This is a genomic window from Stenotrophomonas sp. STEN013 (assembly GCF_056760355.1).
Genome location: NZ_JBRREO010000008.1, coordinates 52,683 through 68,711 on the forward strand (window position 1 = coordinate 52,683; position 16,029 = coordinate 68,711).

A 16,029-nucleotide genomic window follows, 5' to 3' on the forward strand; every position below is an offset into this window, starting at 1 on the left:
CATACCTTGTCCCTGCGTGTACAAGGATGAGTATGAATGGCGCTTACGGGTGATACTAGCGGCCATGTCTGCCGAACCTATCGTCGCTGTCTCCAACCGGGCCACCTATGCCCAGCGTGTGGCCTTCGTTGCGGAGATCGCCGGACGTCTGCACAGCTACGGCACCACCGCGCAACGGCTGGAGGCGGCGGTGGTCGCGCTGGCGCAGCGGCTGGATCTGGATTGCGAGCCGTGGTCCAACCCGACCGGTCTGATCCTCAGTTTCAGTGATCCGACCCGGGCAATCGGTTCCAGCGATATCACCCGGGTGATCCGGCTGGGGCCCGGCGACAACGATCTGCATAAACTGGCCATGGCCGACCAGATCGCCGATGCGGTGGCCGGCGGGCAGATGAGTATCGCCCAGGGCCATACCGCGCTGCGCCAACTGGACAAGGATCCGGGGTTGCGCGGCAAGATCCAGATGCTGATGTCGTTCGCGCTCGGATCGGCGGGGGTGGCCGGATTGTGGCGGTTGCCGTGGCTGGATATCGCCACCGCCGGGGTGACCGGCCTGCTGATCGGCCTGATGCTGTTCTATACCGATCGGCGTACCGCCTCGCGCGAAGCGGCTGATGCGCTGGCGGCGTTGCTGGCTGGATTTGTTGCGGTACTGGTGGCCACCTTTATCGGGCCGCTGAATCTGAACACGGTGATCATCGCGTCGCTGGTGGTATTGCTGCCGGGTATGGCGCTGACCAATGCGGTCAATGAACTGGCCAGCCAGCACTGGGTCTCGGGCACGGCGCGGTTTGCCGGGGCGCTGACCACGATCATGAAGCTCACCGTGGGCGCGATGATCGCGGTGACCATCGCCCATTTCATCGGACTGGAGCCGGAAATCCGCGCCTCGCGTCCGCAATCGGACTGGGTGGAATGGGGGTCGGTACTGGTGGCCTCGTTCGCGTTTGCGATGCTGTTCCGCGCCAGTGGCCGTGATTATCCGTGGGTAATGGCCGCCTCGGTGGCCGGTTATGCGATATCGCGTTATGGCGGCCAGGTGTGGGGCGCGCCGGCGGGGGTTTTTCTGGCGGCGATGGCCTTGACTGCTGCGGGCAATCTGTTCGGGCGTCTGGCCCACCGCCCCGGCGCGATCGTCCGCCTGCCGGGCATCATCATGCTGGTTCCCGGCAGTACCAGTCTGCGCGGGGTATTGAGTCTGGTGCAGCAGCAGAACGTGAATGCCGGTGAATCGGCGATGCTGACCGTGGTCAATGTGGTGATGGCGCTGGTGGCAGGGCTGCTGTTCGGCAATCTGCTGATTCCGGCGCGCAATAATCTCTGACCGGCGGAGCGACGGCGGAAAAAAAACGCCGGCAGATGCCGGCGTTCGTCTATCAGGACAACCGCTCCGGCTTACTGCTGGATCAGGAAATCCTCGACCTTGCGGCCCTGTGCGGTGTATTCGGCCAGCCAGCGCGGCTGCTTGCCGCGACCGGTCCAGGTCTGCTCGGCATTGGCCGGATTACGGTACTTCGGTGCCACCTTGGGCAGTTTGCGGCCGGTTTTGGCAGCGCTCTTGGTGGTCTTGGTGGCACGCGTGGCTTTCACAGCCGGGGCGCCGGTACCGAACAGTTCCTCGATGGTGTAGCCGGCCTTCTTGGCGGCGGCGATAACCGCGGCGCGGGCCTTGGCGATCGGCTGGCGCTTGGCGACCAGGGTCTTGCGCTTTTGTGCGTCGCGGATCAGGACGGCCAGCTCTTTGGCCGACAGGTGGGACAGATCGATACTCATCGAATAACTACTCCGGATAATGGGTGATAAGGCGGAGCCATTCCGTGGCAGCGTGCCAAAGCATAACGGGGCGGCTGTGGTGATGACAAATCAAATATATGCCCGGAGGTTAAGTCCAAATGAAAAGGGCCGGAATCTGTTCCGGCCCTTTTCAATCAGAAGGCGATTTTCGCCAGCAGTGCGGTCTTGTCCAGATTCTCCGCTTCACTGGCCGAGCGGGCCCGGTACTCATAGGTGCCGGCGGCCAGGCCGCGCTCGGAAACCACGATGCGGTGCGGGATACCGATCAGTTCCATATCGGCGAACATCGCACCCGGGCGCAGGCCACGGTCATCCAGCGCGGCGTCGACGCCGGCGGCCTGCAGCTCGGCCAGCAGCGCTTCGGCGGCGGCGACCACGGCCGGATCCTGCTTCGGATTGATCATGCATACCACCGCCTGCCACGGCGCCATCGCCGCCGGCCAGATAATGCCCGCCTCGTCATGGTTCTGCTCGATCGCCGCAGCGACGATGCGCGAGACGCCGATACCGTAACAACCCATCGCCATCACCGTGGCCTTGCCATTGACGTCGAGTACGGTGGCTTTGAGCGCCTGGGCATATTTGCGGCCGAGCTGGAACACGTGGCCGACTTCGATGCCGCGGGCGATTTTCAGCTCGCCGCCGTCACGGGCGCGGTCACCGGCCACCACGTTGCGGATATCGGCCACTTCCGGTTCGGCCAGGTCACGGCCCCAGTTGACGCCGGCGATATGGAAGCCGGTTTCATTGGCACCGACGACAAAATCGGCCATCGCCGCCACTTCACGGTCGGCAATCACGCGCAGGGATTTGCGCGGATTCAGCGGGCCGAGGAAGCCCGGCTCGCTGCCCAGATACTCGGCAATCTCCGCTTCGCTGGCCATGCGGTAATCGGCCAGGCCTTCGACCTTGGCCAGTTTGATCTCGTTGACCTCGTGGTCGCCACGCACCAGCGCCAGCACGAACTGGCCGTCGCCGGTCATGAGCGCCACCGACTTGACCGTGCGCTGCAGGGCGATGTCCATCAGTGCGGCCACCTCCTCGCAGGTCCTGTGGGTCGGGGTGTCGATCTTGCGCAGCTGCTCGCTGGCGGCCGCACGCGGGGCTGGATCGGCGGCGATCGCCGCCTCCACATTGGCCGCATAGTCCGAACCGGTGGAGAACACCAGCGCGTCCTCGCCGGAGTCGGCGATCACGTGGAATTCCTGCGAGGCATCACCACCGATCGCGCCCGAATCGGCCTGCACCGCGCGGAACTCCAGGCCCAGGCGGGTGAAGATGCGGGTGTAGGCAGCCTTCATGTTTTCGTATTCGGCCACCAGGCTGGCGTCGTCCAGATGGAAGGAATAGGCATCCTTCATCAGGAACTCGCGCGCGCGCATCACGCCGAAGCGCGGGCGGATCTCGTCACGGAACTTGGTCTGGATCTGGTAGAAGTTGACCGGCAGCTGCTTGTAGCTGGACAGCTCCTGGCGCGCGAAGTCGGTGATGGCTTCCTCGGCGGTCGGGCTGTAGCAGTACTCCTGCTCCTTGCGGTCCTTGATTTTCAGCAGCTGGCCGCCGAACTTCTCCCAGCGCCCGGTCTCCTCCCACAGCTCCTTGGGCTGGATCGTCGGCAGCTGCAGTTCCACCGCGCCGGCGCGGTCCATCTCCTCGCGCACCACCGCCTCGACCTTGCGCAGCACGCGCAGGCCCAGCGGCGACCAGGTGTACAGGCCCGAGGCCAGCTTGCGGATCATGCCCGCGCGCAGCATCAGCCGGTGGCTGACCAGTTCGGCGTCGGCGGGAGTTTCCTTGGTGGTGTGCAGGTGGAACCGGGAAAGACGCATGGGAGAGGCTTCGCAAAACGGCGGAATCGCCTATTTTGCCAGTCTCTCCGCCCCGGTGGGGGCGCCCGTGGCTCCCGGGCGTGCCGCCCAACCGGCTCAGGTCTTGGCGGCGGGCTTGCAATAGACCGCGGCGGCCGATTCGGCCAGCTGTTTCTGCGCGGCGCGCTGGGCATCGTCCAGGGTCGCATCCGGCTTGCCGTCACCATCGGTGTCCTGCATCACCGGGGCGCTGCCGGCCAGCAGTTCCATGTTCTTGCGGGCGGCCAGGCACTGCTCGGACTGGCCGTTTTCGGCGGCCGGTGCGGCTTCCACCACGGCCGCGCCGCTGTTGGTGACGCGGCGGGTTTCATATTTCTGCCCGGTCGGTGGGCGCTCGGAATACTGGGTGACGCCGTTGGCGTCTTTCCATTTGTAGAGGTTGCCGGCGCTGGCGGTGGCGGCACTGGCGAGCACCAGCAGGCAGCAGAGGCGGGGCAGGGCACGCATGGCAACTCTCCGGAACAGGGAAAACGGGGGAAGCCGGGATTGCAGCACCCGGTGACGTGGCTGGCAAGTCGATTAAACTCCCCGGATGGACGAAATGAGACCCCCCCCGCGTTCGCGCAGCATCTATCTGCTCCCGAACCTGTTCACGACCGCCGGGCTGTTTGCCGGGTTCTACGCCATCATTGCCGCCTCCAACGGCCAGTTCGTCCAGGCCAGCGTCGCCGTATTCGTGGCGGCGGTGATGGACGGGCTGGACGGCCGGGTCGCGCGTCTGACCGGCACCAGCAGCGAATTCGGTGTGCAGTACGACTCGCTGGCCGATCTGGTCAGTTTCGGCATGGCGCCGGCACTGGTGATGTACCACTGGGCGCTGTCCTCGCTGAAGTTCGACGGCGACGTGCTGGGCCGGGTCGGCTGGTCGGTCGCGTTCCTGTATGCGGCTTGCGCTGCGTTGCGGCTGGCCCGTTTCAACACCCAGGTCGGCACCGTCGACAAGCGCTGGTTCGTGGGCCTGGCCAGTCCGGCCGCCGCGGGATTGATGATGTCCTTCGTCTGGGCCTTCGCCGATGGCGATCTGGGCTGGAGCGGCGAGGAGCTGCGCTACGTGGCCCTGGGGGTGACCTTGGTGTCGGGCCTGCTGATGGTCAGCCGGATCCGGTTCTGGAGCTTCAAGGGCGGCAGCGAAAAGGGGCCGCGTTCCGAGCGCGTCCCGTTCATGGTGCTGGCGCTGGTGCCGATCGTCATTTCGATCGTGGTGCTGGATCCGGCGCGCACCTTGTTCGTGGTGGGTGTGATCTATGCACTGTCCGGCCCGGTGATGTGGCTGTTGCAGCGTTGGCGGCAGCCGGCCGGCAAGGTGCAGTGACGGAATTTTCGCCCGAGCCGGTGTGGTCGCCGCAGCAGCAGGCCTGGTTGCAGGCGATGGGCTACACGGTGTATCTGGAAGGCGGCGCGCTGGATGCGCCGCTGGTGGCTGCCGCAGCGGTACCGGAGCGGCAGTCGCCGATGGCCGAGGCCGCCCCAGCGCGGCCTGCCAGCCCGGCGCCGGCACCGATGCGGCGCGCCCCTGTCGGCGACGCGCCCGAAACGCCGGTCACGGTTGCCACCGTCGCCGCGCCGGCCCGGCGGGGGGGCGGGCTGCGGATGCCCGACCGGCTGCAGATTGCGCTGTTGCGGGCCTCGGGCTTGAATCCGAATGAACCCCAGACCCGAGCGCTGATGGACAGCTGGCCTCTGGCCGAACTGCGGGCCAATCCGGCCGCCAAGCGCGCGCTGTGGCCGCAGCTGCGGGCGCTGCGGAAGCGCCCGCAGTGAGCGCCTCCGCCGTGCCGTCTGCGCCGGTCCTGCGTCCGTTGCAGGAGGACGATCTGGATGCGGTGATGGAGATCGAGCTGCGCGCCTATCCGTATCCGTGGACCCGCGGCATCTTCCTGGACTGCCTGCGCGCCGGATATCCCGGCCGCGTGCTTGAAAGCGGCGGCAACATGGTCGGCTACGGGATGCTCAGTCTGGCCGCCGACGAGGCGCATGTGCTCAATGTGTGTGTCGATCCGTTGTGCCAGTCGCGCGGTTACGGCCGCCGGCTGTTGCGCGAGCTGGTGCAGCTGGCCCGTGCGCGCGGCGCCTTGCGGGTGTTTCTGGAAGTGCGGCCGTCCAATGCGCCGGCTCTGGCGCTGTATGAAAGCGAAGGCTTCAACGAGATCGGCCGTCGCCCGCGGTACTACCCGGCCGCCAACGGGCGCGAGGACGCGCTGGTGATGGCGATGGAACTGGTGGCCGGGGACATCAGTTCGATGCCGCCGCTCTAGGTGGCCCGGAACCCTTCGGAATCAGGCCGGATCGCCGGCCACGGGCAGCAGCGCGGACAGGATCGCCGTTTCGCGCAGGGCGGCGCTGATTGCCACGGGGTTTGACGCTGGCGTTCCTGCGGGCATGCAGCAGGGCGGCGAACAGGACCGCGCAGAACACTCCGGCGACATAGCCGATTTCCTTTGGGTATCCCGCCGCAGGCAGCGGCAAGGCGTAAAGAAAACGCCGCCCGGAGGCGGCGTTTTCCATCAGCGGGTGGGCGTGACTTACAGCTTCGCGCGCTGTTCCTGCAGGCCGGCCAGCTGGGTTTCCCAGTCGGCCAGGCGCACGCGCTCCTGTTCCACCACGGCCGCCGGCACCTTGTCGGTGAACTTGGACAGCTTGGTCTGGCTCTTCTCTTTCTCCGCCGAAACACGGGCGATTTCCTTGTCCAGGCGCGCGCGCTCGGCGTCCAGATCGACCAGGCCTTCCAGCGGCACCAGCAGCTTGAGCTCGCCGACCACCGCCGGGGCTACCGGCGGGCAGGCCTCATCGCTGGCCAGCCAGCTGACCGTTTCGAGCTTGAGCAGGAAGCGCAGCTGGGCGGTGAAACGCTCCACCCGGCCGCGGTCGGCCGTGGTGCCGCCCTGCAGCAGCAGCTTGATCTGCTTGGACGGCGGCACGTTCAGCTCGCTGCGCACGCGGCGCAACGCGCTGACCATGGTCTTGAACCATTCCACGTCGGCTTCGGCCTGGGCGTAGTCGCCGGCGAACTCGGCGGCGGTCGGGTAGCTGCGCAGTGACAGCGTGTCCACTTCCAGGCCCAGGCGCGGCGCCACCTGCTTCCACAGCTGCTCGGTGACGAACGGGGTCAGCGGGTGCAGCAGGCGCAGCACGGCTTCCAGCACGTACAGCAGGGTGTGGCGGGTGCTGGCGGCGTCGGTGGCGTTGTCGGCCGCTCCCGGCGTCCTGCCTTCAGCGGCACTCGTGCTTCCTTGCATAACGCCGTTGAGCGCCGGCTTGGTCAGCTCCAGGAACCAGTCGCAGAACTCGTTCCAGACGAACTCGTACAGCGCCTGCGCCAGCAGGTCGAAGCGGTAGTCGGCGAAGTGCTGCTGCGCTTCGGCCGCGACCTTGGCCAGACGCGCCAGGATCCAGCGCTCGGCATCGGTGCGCGGCTGCGGTGCGCCGCTGAAGCTCGCACCTTCAGTGTTCATCAGGGTGAAGCGGCTGGCGTTCCACAGCTTGTTGCAGAAGTTCTTGTAGCCCTCGGCACGGCCCATGTCGAACTTGATGTCGCGGCCGTGGGTGGCCAGCGCGGCGATGGTGAAGCGCAGCGCGTCGGCACCGTGGGCGATGATGCCGTCCGGGAATTCCTTGCGGGTGGCTTTCTCGATCTTCTCGGCCATCTTCGGCTGCATCAGGCCGTGGGTGCGCTTGGCGACCAGGTCGTCGATTGTGATGCCGTCGATGATGTCCAGCGGGTCGAGCACATTGCCCTTGGACTTGGACATCTTCTGGCCCTGCGCATCGCGGATCAGGCCGGTGATATAGACGTCCTTGAACGGGATCTGCCCGGTGAAGCTGTCGGTGGCCATGATCATGCGCGCCACCCAGAAGAAGATGATGTCGAAGCCGGTGACCAGCACGTTCGACGGCAGGTAGCGCTCGAAACCGTGCTGCGCCATCGCCGCTTCATTCGGCCAGCCCAGCGTGGAGAACGGCCACAGCTGCGAGGAGAACCAGGTCTCCAGCACGTCGCTGTCCTGGGTCAGCACCACGTCGGCGCCCACGCCGGCCTTGGCGCGGGCGTCGGCCTCGTTGCGCCCCACGTAGCAGTTGCCGGCCTCGTCGAACCACGCCGGGATGCGGTGGCCCCACCACAGCTGGCGGCTGATGCACCAGTCCTGGATGTTCTCCATCCAGTGGCGGTAGGTGTTGATCCAGTTGCCCGGCACGAATTTGATGCTGCCGTTCTCGACCAGTTCCAGGCCGCGCTTGGCCAGACCGTCCATCTTCACGAACCACTGGTCGGTCAGATAGGGCTCGATCACCTGGCCGGTACGGTCGCCACGCGGCACCTGCAGCTTGTGCGCCTTGGTCTCGACCAGGAGGCCCAGGTCTTCCAGCTCGGCCAGGATCAGCTTGCGCGCGTCGTAACGGTCCAGCCCGCGGTACTTCTCCGGAGCGTTTTCGTTGAGCGTGGCGGTGGGGGTGAACAGGTTGATCATCGGCAGGCTGTGACGCACGCCCACCTGGTAGTCGTTGAAGTCGTGCGCCGGGGTCACCTTGACCACGCCGGTGCCGAAGGCCTTGTCCACATACTCGTCGCCGATCACCGGCACGCTGCGGCCGGTCAGCGGCAGGGTCACGCGCTTGCCGATCAGGTGTGCGTAGCGGCTGTCTTCCGGGTGCACCATCACTGCGGTGTCGCCGAGCAGGGTTTCCGGGCGGGTGGTGGCCACGACCAGATAGTTGCGGGTCTCGCGCAGTGTCTCGTTGCCGTCGGCATCCACTTCGACGTGCTCGTAGCTGGCGCCGTCTTCCAGGGCATAGGCGATCGACCACATGAAGCCGTCTTCTTCCACGCTCTCCACTTCCAGGTCGGAAATGGCGGTCTTCAGCACCGGATCCCAGTTGACCAGGCGCTGGCCACGGTAGATCAGGCCCTGCTCGTGCCAGCGGAGGAAGGACTCGATCACCGCCTCGCTCGGGCCCGGGTCCATGGTGAAGGTGCTGCGCGACCAGTCGGCCGAGGTGCCCAGGCGGCGCATCTGGCCTTCGATCACGTTGCCCGAATGCGCCTTCCACTCCCACACCTTGCCGATGAAGCCATCGCGGCCCAGCGAGTCGCGGGTTTCACCCTTGCCTTCCAGCGCCAGGTTGCGGCTGACCACCATTTCGGTGGCGATGCCGGCGTGGTCGGTACCCACCTGCCACAGCGTGTCGTAGCCGCGCATGCGGTGGTAGCGGATCAGCGCATCCATCAGCGTCTGCTGGAAGGCGTGCCCCATGTGCAGGGTGCCGGTGACGTTCGGCGGCGGCAGCAGGATGGTGTACGGCTCGCCCTTGCCGGACGGCTTGAAATGGCCGGCCTTCTCCCACCCATCGTAGAGATCGGTTTCGAAGGATTTGGGGTCGTAGCTGGAGGCGAGTTGGGTCATGCGGGGAAAACCGGAAAAAGGCGGGGAAGGGAGATCAGCGGCCCAGGGCGCGCCGGATCTTCTGGTCGGTGTGGTACTGGCTGACCGCGTAGGCGGCCCAGATGGCGCCGGGCAGCCAGCCGATCAGGGTCAGCTGCAGGATCAGGCAGACAATGCCGGAAATGGGGCGGCCGATGGTGAAGAAAGCCAGCCACGGCAACAGGATGGCGATCAGCAGGCGCATGGGTAGTCCTTTACATGTCGTATTTGTTGAGCGTGTAGCCGGCGGCCTTGTACTGGCGCCAGCGCTCACGCAGCGGTTCGCGTGCGGTCGGATCGGCCGGCACCACTTCCAGCACCCGGTCGCAGGCACCCAGATAGGGCTCGTCGCGCAGGTTGATCACCAGCGGCCGCTGCGGCGCTTCGGCGCCCGGCGTGGCGATCAGCACGATGGCTTCCTCCTCGTCCACATCCTCGCCGACGATCTGGTGCGGGATGTAGGCGTCCGGGTCGAAGGACCACAGCAGCTCGTCCAGCTCCTCGGCCTGGGCGGCATCGCGCGCCAGCACCAGGGTGTACAGGTTCCCGTCGTTGGCCTTGCGGGCCAGCTCGCACACCAGCCGCAGCGGTTCGGTGAGGAAGCGCGGCTTGGCGATCAGGTAGAAATCGGCACGGGACATGAAGACTCGATGCGTGAAGAAGGAAGAAGCCGCGGACCAGGGCCGGAGGTTGCAGCCGGCCCTGGTCTGGTAACGCCTGTTACGCGATGCGGTCCAGCAGCCACTGGCTCAGGAGGCCGACCGGCCGGCCAGTGGCCATGCCGCGCTTGCCTTCATCGCTGGCCACGCCGGCGATATCCAGATGCGCCCAGCGCTGGCCTTCGGTGAAGCGCGACAGGAAGCAGCCGGCGGTGATCGCGCCACCCCAGCGGCCGCCGATGTTGTAGACGTCGGCGAAGGTCGAATCCAGCAGCGGCTGGTACTCGTCCCACAGCGGCAGGCGCCAGGCGCGATCGAACACATGCTCGCCGGCGGCCAGCAGTTCGTTGGCCAGATCGTCGTGCTTGCTCATCAGGCCGGCGGTCTGGTGGCCCAGGGCGACCATGCAGGCGCCGGTCAGGGTGGCCACGTCGACCAGCGCGGCCGGCTCGAAGCGCTGCGCGTAGGTCAGCGCGTCGCACAGGATCAGGCGGCCTTCGGCGTCGGTGTTGCCCACTTCGATGGTCTTGCCCGACATCGCGGTGATCACGTCCGAGGGGCGGTAGGCGTTGCCGTCGATGGCGTTCTCCACCGCCGGCACCACCACCACCAGGTTCAGCGGCAGCTTTGCCTTCACCGCGGCCACGAAGGTGCCGATCACGTTGGCCGCGCCGCACATGTCGTACTTCATTTCCTCGATGCCGCCCTGGGTCTTCAGGTTGACGCCGCCGGTATCGAAGGTGATGCCCTTGCCGACCAGGACGTACGGCTTGGCGTCACCACCGTTGTTCCACTTCAGCACCACCAGCTTCGGCCGGTTGGCCGAGCCGCGGGCCACGGCCAGCAGCGAGCCCATGCCCAGGGCTTCCATCTGCGCCTCGTCCAGGACCTCGGCTTCGGCACCCTCGTGTTCGGCGGCGAACTTGAGCGAGGACTCGGCCAGATAGGCCGGGGTGCAGTAGTTCGGCGGCAGGTTGCCCAGCTCGCGGGCGTATTCCACGCCCGAAGCAATCGCCTGGCCCTGGGCCAGCGCGGTGTCGTCGGTACCCAGGACCGCCAGCGTTTCCAGACCGGCCGGCTCGGGCTTCTTCTTGCCGAAGGTAGCGCTGTAGCGGTAGCTGGCGTGGTTGGCGGTGATCACCGCCTGGCGGATGTTCCAGGCCGCGTCGCGGCCGGCGACCGGCAATTCGGCCAGGGTGAGCAGGGCGTTGCGGCTGGCGCCGCTCTTCAGGGCGCGGGCGGCATCGCCGACGGCCTTGATGTACTGGGCCACACCGAACTTGGCCGGATCGCCCAGGCCGATCACCAGCACGCGCGGCGCGCTGACGCCGGCCACATCGTGCAGCAGCGTCGTGTTGCCGGTCTTGCCGCCGACATCCCCCCGCTCGACCAGCGCCTTGAGGCGTCCGCCGGCGGCGGCATCCAGCGCCTGCGCGGCCGGGGACAGCGACTTGTCGGCGAAAGCGCCAACGACGATGCAATCGAATCCGGCGGTGGCCGGGGCGGCGTGGTTCAGGGTGAATTCCAGAGACATTGATCAGATTCCGTTGCCAAATCCGTACAATCGCGGTCTGTTCATGCATGGCCGGTGTGGCCGGGCATCCCGCGGACGAAACCGAGAGTTTAAACCACCGACCCCATGGCGAAGCTTGACCGCTACCTGCTGAGCGACTTCATCCAGAGCTTTCTGGCCACTTTGACAGTCCTGCTGGTGGTGAGCGTGGGCGGCGTGCTGGTGGATATCCTCGGCCGCATCGCCGACGGCCGCATGCCTGCCGGCCTGCTGCTGTCGCAGCTGGGCCTGCAGTTCATCGCCTATCTGCCCATCATCCTGCCGCTGGCGCTGATGCTGGGCCTGGCGCTGGCGATCGCCCGGCTGTACCGGGATTCGGAAATGGCGGTGCTGACCGCCGTCGGTGTCGGTCCCCGGCGCCTGCTCAAGCCGATCCTGATGCTGGTGGTGCCGGTGGTGCTGGTGGTCGGGCTGTGCTCGTTGTGGCTGGGGCCGTGGGCCAGCCGCACCGCCACGGCGATGGTTGAAAACGCCAGCCGCTCGATGGTGGTGGCCGGACTGGAGCCGGGCCAGTTCACCTCGCTGCCGGGAGGTGGCATCGTCTATCTGTCCTCGCTCAGCGAGAACGGCACCCGCATGGGCAAGGTGTTCATGCAGCGGCAGAAGGATGGCCGGATCGACGTGGTGTCGGCCAACGAAGGTTCAATGTTTTTTGAGGGCGAGCGCCAGCGTTTCCTGCGGCTGGAAGACGGCTACCGTGTCGAGGGGCCGGAAAATGGCGCGCTGGACTACCGCCTGATGCGCTATGCCAGCAACGAGGTCGGTCTGCCCGACCGCGAGGACGCGCGGGAGCAGGATGATCCGGAAACGCTGTCCACGCTGCAGCTGTTGTCCGATCCGCGGGTGGAGGCCAAGGCCCAGCTGCACTGGCGCATCACTCCGCCGCTGCTGGCGCTGGCGTTCGCCCTGCTGACCCTGCCGCTGGCGCGCAGTGCGCCGCGGCAACAGCGTTATGGCCGGATCATGCTGGCCTTCCTGGCCTATCTGGTAGGTATCAACCTGATGATCGTGGGTACCCAGTGGCTGGCCAAGGGCAAACTGCCGGCCGCCGCCGGCCTGTGGTGGCTGACGCTGCCGTTGCTGGCACTGGCGCTGTGGCTGTACTTTCGCGACGGCCGGCTGGCCCGCCGCCGGAGGGCGGCGGCATGAGGCTGATGCCGCGTATCCATGACCTGTATATCGGTCGCACCGTGCTGCTGACGGTTGCGGTCGTCTGGATGGTGCTGCTGGGCCTGGATGCGATCCTGGCACTGTCCGGCGAGGCCAAGAACATCGGCCAGGGCAGCTACACCTTCGGCCATGCGATCGCCTGGACCGCCTATACGCTGCCGCGCCGTGCCTACACGCTGTTCCCGATGGCGGCGGTGATCGGTGCGCTGATGGGGCTTGGGCAGCTGGCCGCGACCTCGGAGCTGACCGCGTTGCGGGCGGTGGGTGTGTCGCGGCGGCGGATCGCGATATCGGTGGCGATCGCGCTGTCGCTGCTGACGGCAGTGATGGTCATCAATGGCGAGACCCTGTCGCCGTGGGCGCAGAACCGCGCCGATGCACTGCGTTCCAGTGCCCGCTACGAGACCGACATGGCCATGGCCCGGTATTCGGGATTGTGGGCCCGCGAAGGCGATACCTTCCTCAATGCGCAGACCGGTGAGGAGCAGTTGACCGAAGACGGTGCCACCCGGCTGGTGCTGCATGACGTGCGCCTGTACGAGCTGGATGCGGCCGGTCGTCTGGCCACGCTGACCTACGCGGTGACTGCGCGGCATGACGCCGGCGGCTGGGTGTTGGAGAAGGTCCGCCGCGACCGCTTCGCTGAGCGCGCAGTCACGCGCACCACGGTCGAAAGCGAGCCGTGGAACTCGCAGCTGGATGCGGCCGCGCTGGCGGCCGGTCTGGCCAAGCCGCGCAACCTCAGTGCCGCCGAGCTGCGCACCAGCATCGAGTACCGCAAGCGCAACGGGCTGGACGCGCGTGATTACGAGGACACCTACTGGGGGCGCTGGTTCTATCCGTTGAACGTGCTGGCGCTGTGCCTGGCGGCGGTGCCGTTCGCCTTCGGTTCGCTGCGCAGTGGCGGCATGGGCAAGCGGCTGTTCATGGGGATGCTGTTCGCGCTGGGCTTTTTGCTGCTGCAGATGTTCTTCAGCCGCATGGCCGGCGCGCTCAAGTTCGACTACCGCATCGCCTATGCGTTGCCGCCGATCCTGATGCTGCTGATCTCGCGCTGGCTGTTCCACCGGCGGCGCTGAACGCCGGCCGCGCGCAAATGCACTGGGCCGCACAGCCGAGGCTGCGGCGTAGTCGGGTCAGTCGCCGCGGGGGATGCGCACCAGCCGGGTGCCGCTGAGGCGGTCATGCAAGGTCAGCTTCTGCCTGTCGACCAGCGCCCACCAGAAGCCCAGTCCGCCGCACAGCAGTGACACGGTGCCGCCGAGATAGCGCAGCCACAGCGTGGACCAGCGAAGCGGCGCGCCCGTTTCGCCACGCAGGTACAGCTGCCACGGGCGCATGCCCAGGGTCTGGCCACCGCGTCGCCAGCTGATGGTGGCGTACAGGCCGGCGATGACCCAGCAGCTCAGCCACAGCAGCCATTGCAGTGCGCTGAAGGGGGCGATGTTCTCGCGCGCGCCGTGCCCGGCAACAGTGAAGCCCAGGGTGAACAGCGCCGACAGCAGCATCCACAGCGCCAGTGCCGGCCATAGGTCATAAAACAGGGCGGCCAGGCGGCGCGGCAGCAGCGCGCTGGGGCGTTCGGGGACGGCGCTCGGTTCGCTCATGGGGCGAGCATACGGGCTTGTGGCCCGCGGTTGGCTGGGCGCCGGCGGCGGGCAGGTTCTATGCTGTTGCCGATGTCTTCGATTACGACTCCCGCCGAACGCCGCCAGCTGGTGCGGCAGCTGCCGCCGTTGCGCGATGCCGATGGCCGCCACATCCAGCGTTTTCTCGATGCGATCTGGGCCGAGCAGGGCCTGGCGCGGGCCTCGCTGGACAGCTACCGCCGCGATCTGGAAGGCCTGGCGCGCTGGCGTGACGGTGCCGGTGGCGGTCTGGCCGGGATCGATCGTGCCGGACTGTTCGACTATCTGGCCTGGCGCACCCGGCACGGCTGGACGGCGCGCAGCAATGCGCGCCTGCTCTCGGCCCTGCGTGCGTTCTTCGCGCTGGCGGTGCGCCGCGGAGAACGTGCCGAAGATCCGGCCGCGCTGCTGGAGCCACCGAAGCTGCCACGTCCGCTGCCCAAGGCGTTGGCGGAAAGCCAGATCGAGGCGCTGCTGGCGGCACCCGATATCGGCACTCCGGTCGGCCTGCGCGACCGGGCGATGCTGGAACTGATGTACGCCGCCGGCCTGCGGGTGAGTGAGCTGGTCCATCTGCCGGCCAACGCGGTCAACCTGCGCCAGGGCGTGCTGCGGGTCACCGGCAAGGGCAGCCGGGAGCGGCTGGTGCCGCTGGGCGAGGAATCCCAGCACTGGCTGGAGCGCTATCTGGATCAGGCCCGGCCGCTGCTGACCGGCGGCAAGCCGGTGCCGGCCACGATAGATGGGCAGGTGCCGCTGTTTGTCGATGACAAACGCCAGCCGCTCAGCCGCCAGCAGTTCTGGGCGCTGGTCAAAACCTGTGCCGCCGTGGCGGGGATCGATCCGGCGAGAATCAGTCCGCACGGCCTGCGCCACAGCTTCGCCACGCATCTGCTCAATCACGGCGCAGATCTGCGCGCGCTGCAGATGCTGCTGGGGCACAGCTCGCTGTCCACCACCCAGATCTACACCCTGGTGGCGCGCGAGCACCTGCAGAAGCTGCATCGCCGGCACCATCCGCGCGGATAGGTCGGGCGCCGGCGGCGGTATGCGAGAATCGCCGGGTTGCCCCTTTCTCTTCAGGTTGCCGATGTTCCGAATTGCCTTTGCCGCGCTGCTGGGCGCGATCAGCCTTTCCGCCTGCGCGCAGCAGACCCCGTCGGCCCCGGCCGCGTCCACGGCCGCCGCGCCGGCCGCCGAGGGCGCGGTGGACAAGCGGGTGCGCGAGGCGCTCAAGCAGCTGGACCCGAATTTCAAGCCCGACTACATCGGCGCGGCGCCGTTTCCCGGTTTCCGCGAGGTGATCGTGTCCGGGCAGGTGCTGTACGTCACCGATGACGGCCGTTACCTGATGCAGTCGGCCCCGTACGACATCGAAAAGCGCGGCATGGCCACCAGCCCGGGCCTGCTGGCCTACCGCCGCGGCCTGCTGGACACGCTGCCGCACGCCGACCGCATCGTGTTCGCGCCGCCCAACGCCAAGTACACCATCAGCGTTTTCACCGATATCGAGTGCGGCTACTGCCGCAAGCTGCACCAGGACATCGCCGAACTCAACCGCAACGGCATCGCCGTGGAATACCTGGCGTTCCCGCGCATGGGCCTGGGCAGCAAGGACTACACCGACATGATCTCGGTCTGGTGCGCGGCCGACCGCAAGGCCGCGTTGACCGCCGCCAAGGGCGGGCAGCCGGTGCCGTCGCGGACCTGCACCAACCCGGTGGCGATGCAGTACAACCTCGGCCAGCAGCTGGGCATCAACGGCACGCCGGCGATCTTCGCCGCCGATGGCAGCCAGTTGGGCGGCTACCTGCCGCCGGCGCAGCTGAAGGCCGCGCTGGAGCGGCTGCCGGCCGCCGCCAGCCGTTGAGCCGGGCGCTGACGGCAACCCTGTGACATCCGACGGAGCCGGCCCAGTGC

General features: G+C 67.2%; 15 protein-coding genes and 1 pseudogene. 8 read left to right on the plus strand and 8 right to left on the minus strand.

Annotation, left to right across the window (positions count from 1 at the left end):
* Positions 1-64: 64 nt before the first annotated feature.
* A complete protein-coding gene (locus ACVOMH_RS13940) occupies positions 65-1,324 on the plus strand; it encodes a threonine/serine exporter family protein (protein WP_054657506.1) in 1,260 nt (419 codons plus the stop codon).
* Positions 1,325-1,398: 74 nt separating this feature from the next.
* Here the strand turns inward: ACVOMH_RS13940 and ACVOMH_RS13945 are convergent.
* The 3 genes and pseudogenes from ACVOMH_RS13945 to ACVOMH_RS13955 all read right to left on the minus strand — a co-directional run.
* Positions 1,399-1,773, minus strand: a pseudogene (locus tag ACVOMH_RS13945) (H-NS histone family protein); the annotation flags it as partial.
* Positions 1,774-1,928: 155 nt separating this feature from the next.
* Positions 1,929-3,623, minus strand: a complete 1,695-nt coding sequence (locus ACVOMH_RS13950) for a proline--tRNA ligase (RefSeq protein WP_481552350.1) — start codon at positions 3,621-3,623, stop codon at positions 1,929-1,931.
* A gap of 96 nt (positions 3,624-3,719) precedes the next feature.
* A complete protein-coding gene (locus ACVOMH_RS13955) occupies positions 3,720-4,109 on the minus strand; it encodes a DUF4124 domain-containing protein (RefSeq protein WP_054657511.1) in 390 nt (129 codons plus the stop codon).
* A gap of 85 nt (positions 4,110-4,194) precedes the next feature.
* Here ACVOMH_RS13955 and pssA point away from each other — a divergent pair, with 85 nt between their 5' ends.
* The 3 genes from pssA to rimI are packed head-to-tail and all read left to right on the plus strand — an operon-like array spanning position 4,195 to position 5,917.
* Positions 4,195-4,974: a CDP-diacylglycerol--serine O-phosphatidyltransferase gene (pssA, locus tag ACVOMH_RS13960; RefSeq protein ID WP_054657512.1), complete on the plus strand. Its 780-nt coding sequence runs from the start codon at positions 4,195-4,197 to the stop codon at positions 4,972-4,974.
* Entirely contained in the window at positions 4,971-5,423 is a 453-nt protein-coding gene (locus ACVOMH_RS13965; protein WP_481552351.1) for an alanine acetyltransferase, read from the plus strand. The genes pssA and ACVOMH_RS13965 overlap by 4 nt, the downstream gene beginning before the upstream one ends.
* The gene (gene rimI / locus ACVOMH_RS13970) at positions 5,420-5,917 is read left to right on the plus strand and encodes a ribosomal protein S18-alanine N-acetyltransferase (RefSeq protein ID WP_481552352.1); all 498 of its coding nucleotides are present in this window, start codon (positions 5,420-5,422) and stop codon (positions 5,915-5,917) included. The genes ACVOMH_RS13965 and rimI overlap by 4 nt, the downstream gene beginning before the upstream one ends.
* A gap of 267 nt (positions 5,918-6,184) precedes the next feature.
* On the opposite strand, the gene ACVOMH_RS13975 is transcribed toward rimI, so the two are convergent.
* From ACVOMH_RS13975 to ACVOMH_RS13990, 4 genes are all read right to left on the minus strand, one after another.
* Entirely contained in the window at positions 6,185-9,061 is a 2,877-nt protein-coding gene (locus tag ACVOMH_RS13975) for a valine--tRNA ligase (RefSeq protein ID WP_481552353.1), read from the minus strand.
* 34 nt (positions 9,062-9,095) lie between these two features.
* Positions 9,096-9,284: a YqaE/Pmp3 family membrane protein gene (locus ACVOMH_RS13980; protein ID WP_481552354.1), complete on the minus strand. Its 189-nt coding sequence runs from the start codon at positions 9,282-9,284 to the stop codon at positions 9,096-9,098.
* Between the two features lie 10 nt (positions 9,285-9,294).
* On the minus strand, positions 9,295-9,720 hold the full coding sequence (locus ACVOMH_RS13985; protein WP_481552355.1) for a DNA polymerase III subunit chi: 426 nt from the start codon (positions 9,718-9,720) through the stop codon (positions 9,295-9,297).
* 79 nt (positions 9,721-9,799) lie between these two features.
* Entirely contained in the window at positions 9,800-11,272 is a 1,473-nt protein-coding gene (locus ACVOMH_RS13990; protein WP_481552356.1) for a leucyl aminopeptidase, read from the minus strand.
* Between the two features lie 105 nt (positions 11,273-11,377).
* Here ACVOMH_RS13990 and lptF point away from each other — a divergent pair, with 105 nt between their 5' ends.
* Positions 11,378-12,460 carry an LPS export ABC transporter permease LptF gene (lptF, locus tag ACVOMH_RS13995; RefSeq protein ID WP_481552357.1) on the plus strand — a complete coding sequence of 361 codons (1,083 nt, stop codon included), beginning with the start codon at positions 11,378-11,380 and terminating at the stop codon, positions 12,458-12,460.
* Positions 12,457-13,560, plus strand: a complete 1,104-nt coding sequence (gene lptG / locus ACVOMH_RS14000) for an LPS export ABC transporter permease LptG (RefSeq protein ID WP_481523308.1) — start codon at positions 12,457-12,459, stop codon at positions 13,558-13,560. The genes lptF and lptG overlap by 4 nt, the downstream gene beginning before the upstream one ends.
* A 57-nt stretch (positions 13,561-13,617) precedes the next feature.
* Here lptG and ACVOMH_RS14005 read toward each other — a convergent pair whose 3' ends face one another.
* Positions 13,618-14,088, minus strand: a complete 471-nt coding sequence (locus ACVOMH_RS14005) for an RDD family protein (protein WP_054658461.1) — start codon at positions 14,086-14,088, stop codon at positions 13,618-13,620.
* A gap of 72 nt (positions 14,089-14,160) precedes the next feature.
* On the opposite strand from ACVOMH_RS14005, the gene xerD reads away from it, so the two are divergent.
* Together xerD and ACVOMH_RS14015 are read left to right on the plus strand one after the other, a co-directional pair.
* Complete coding sequence (xerD, locus tag ACVOMH_RS14010; protein WP_054658465.1) at positions 14,161-15,138, plus strand: site-specific tyrosine recombinase XerD; 978 nt, start codon at positions 14,161-14,163, stop codon at positions 15,136-15,138.
* Positions 15,139-15,199: 61 nt separating this feature from the next.
* Entirely contained in the window at positions 15,200-15,979 is a 780-nt protein-coding gene (locus ACVOMH_RS14015; RefSeq protein WP_481552358.1) for a DsbC family protein, read from the plus strand.
* Positions 15,980-16,029: the final 50 nt, after the last annotated feature.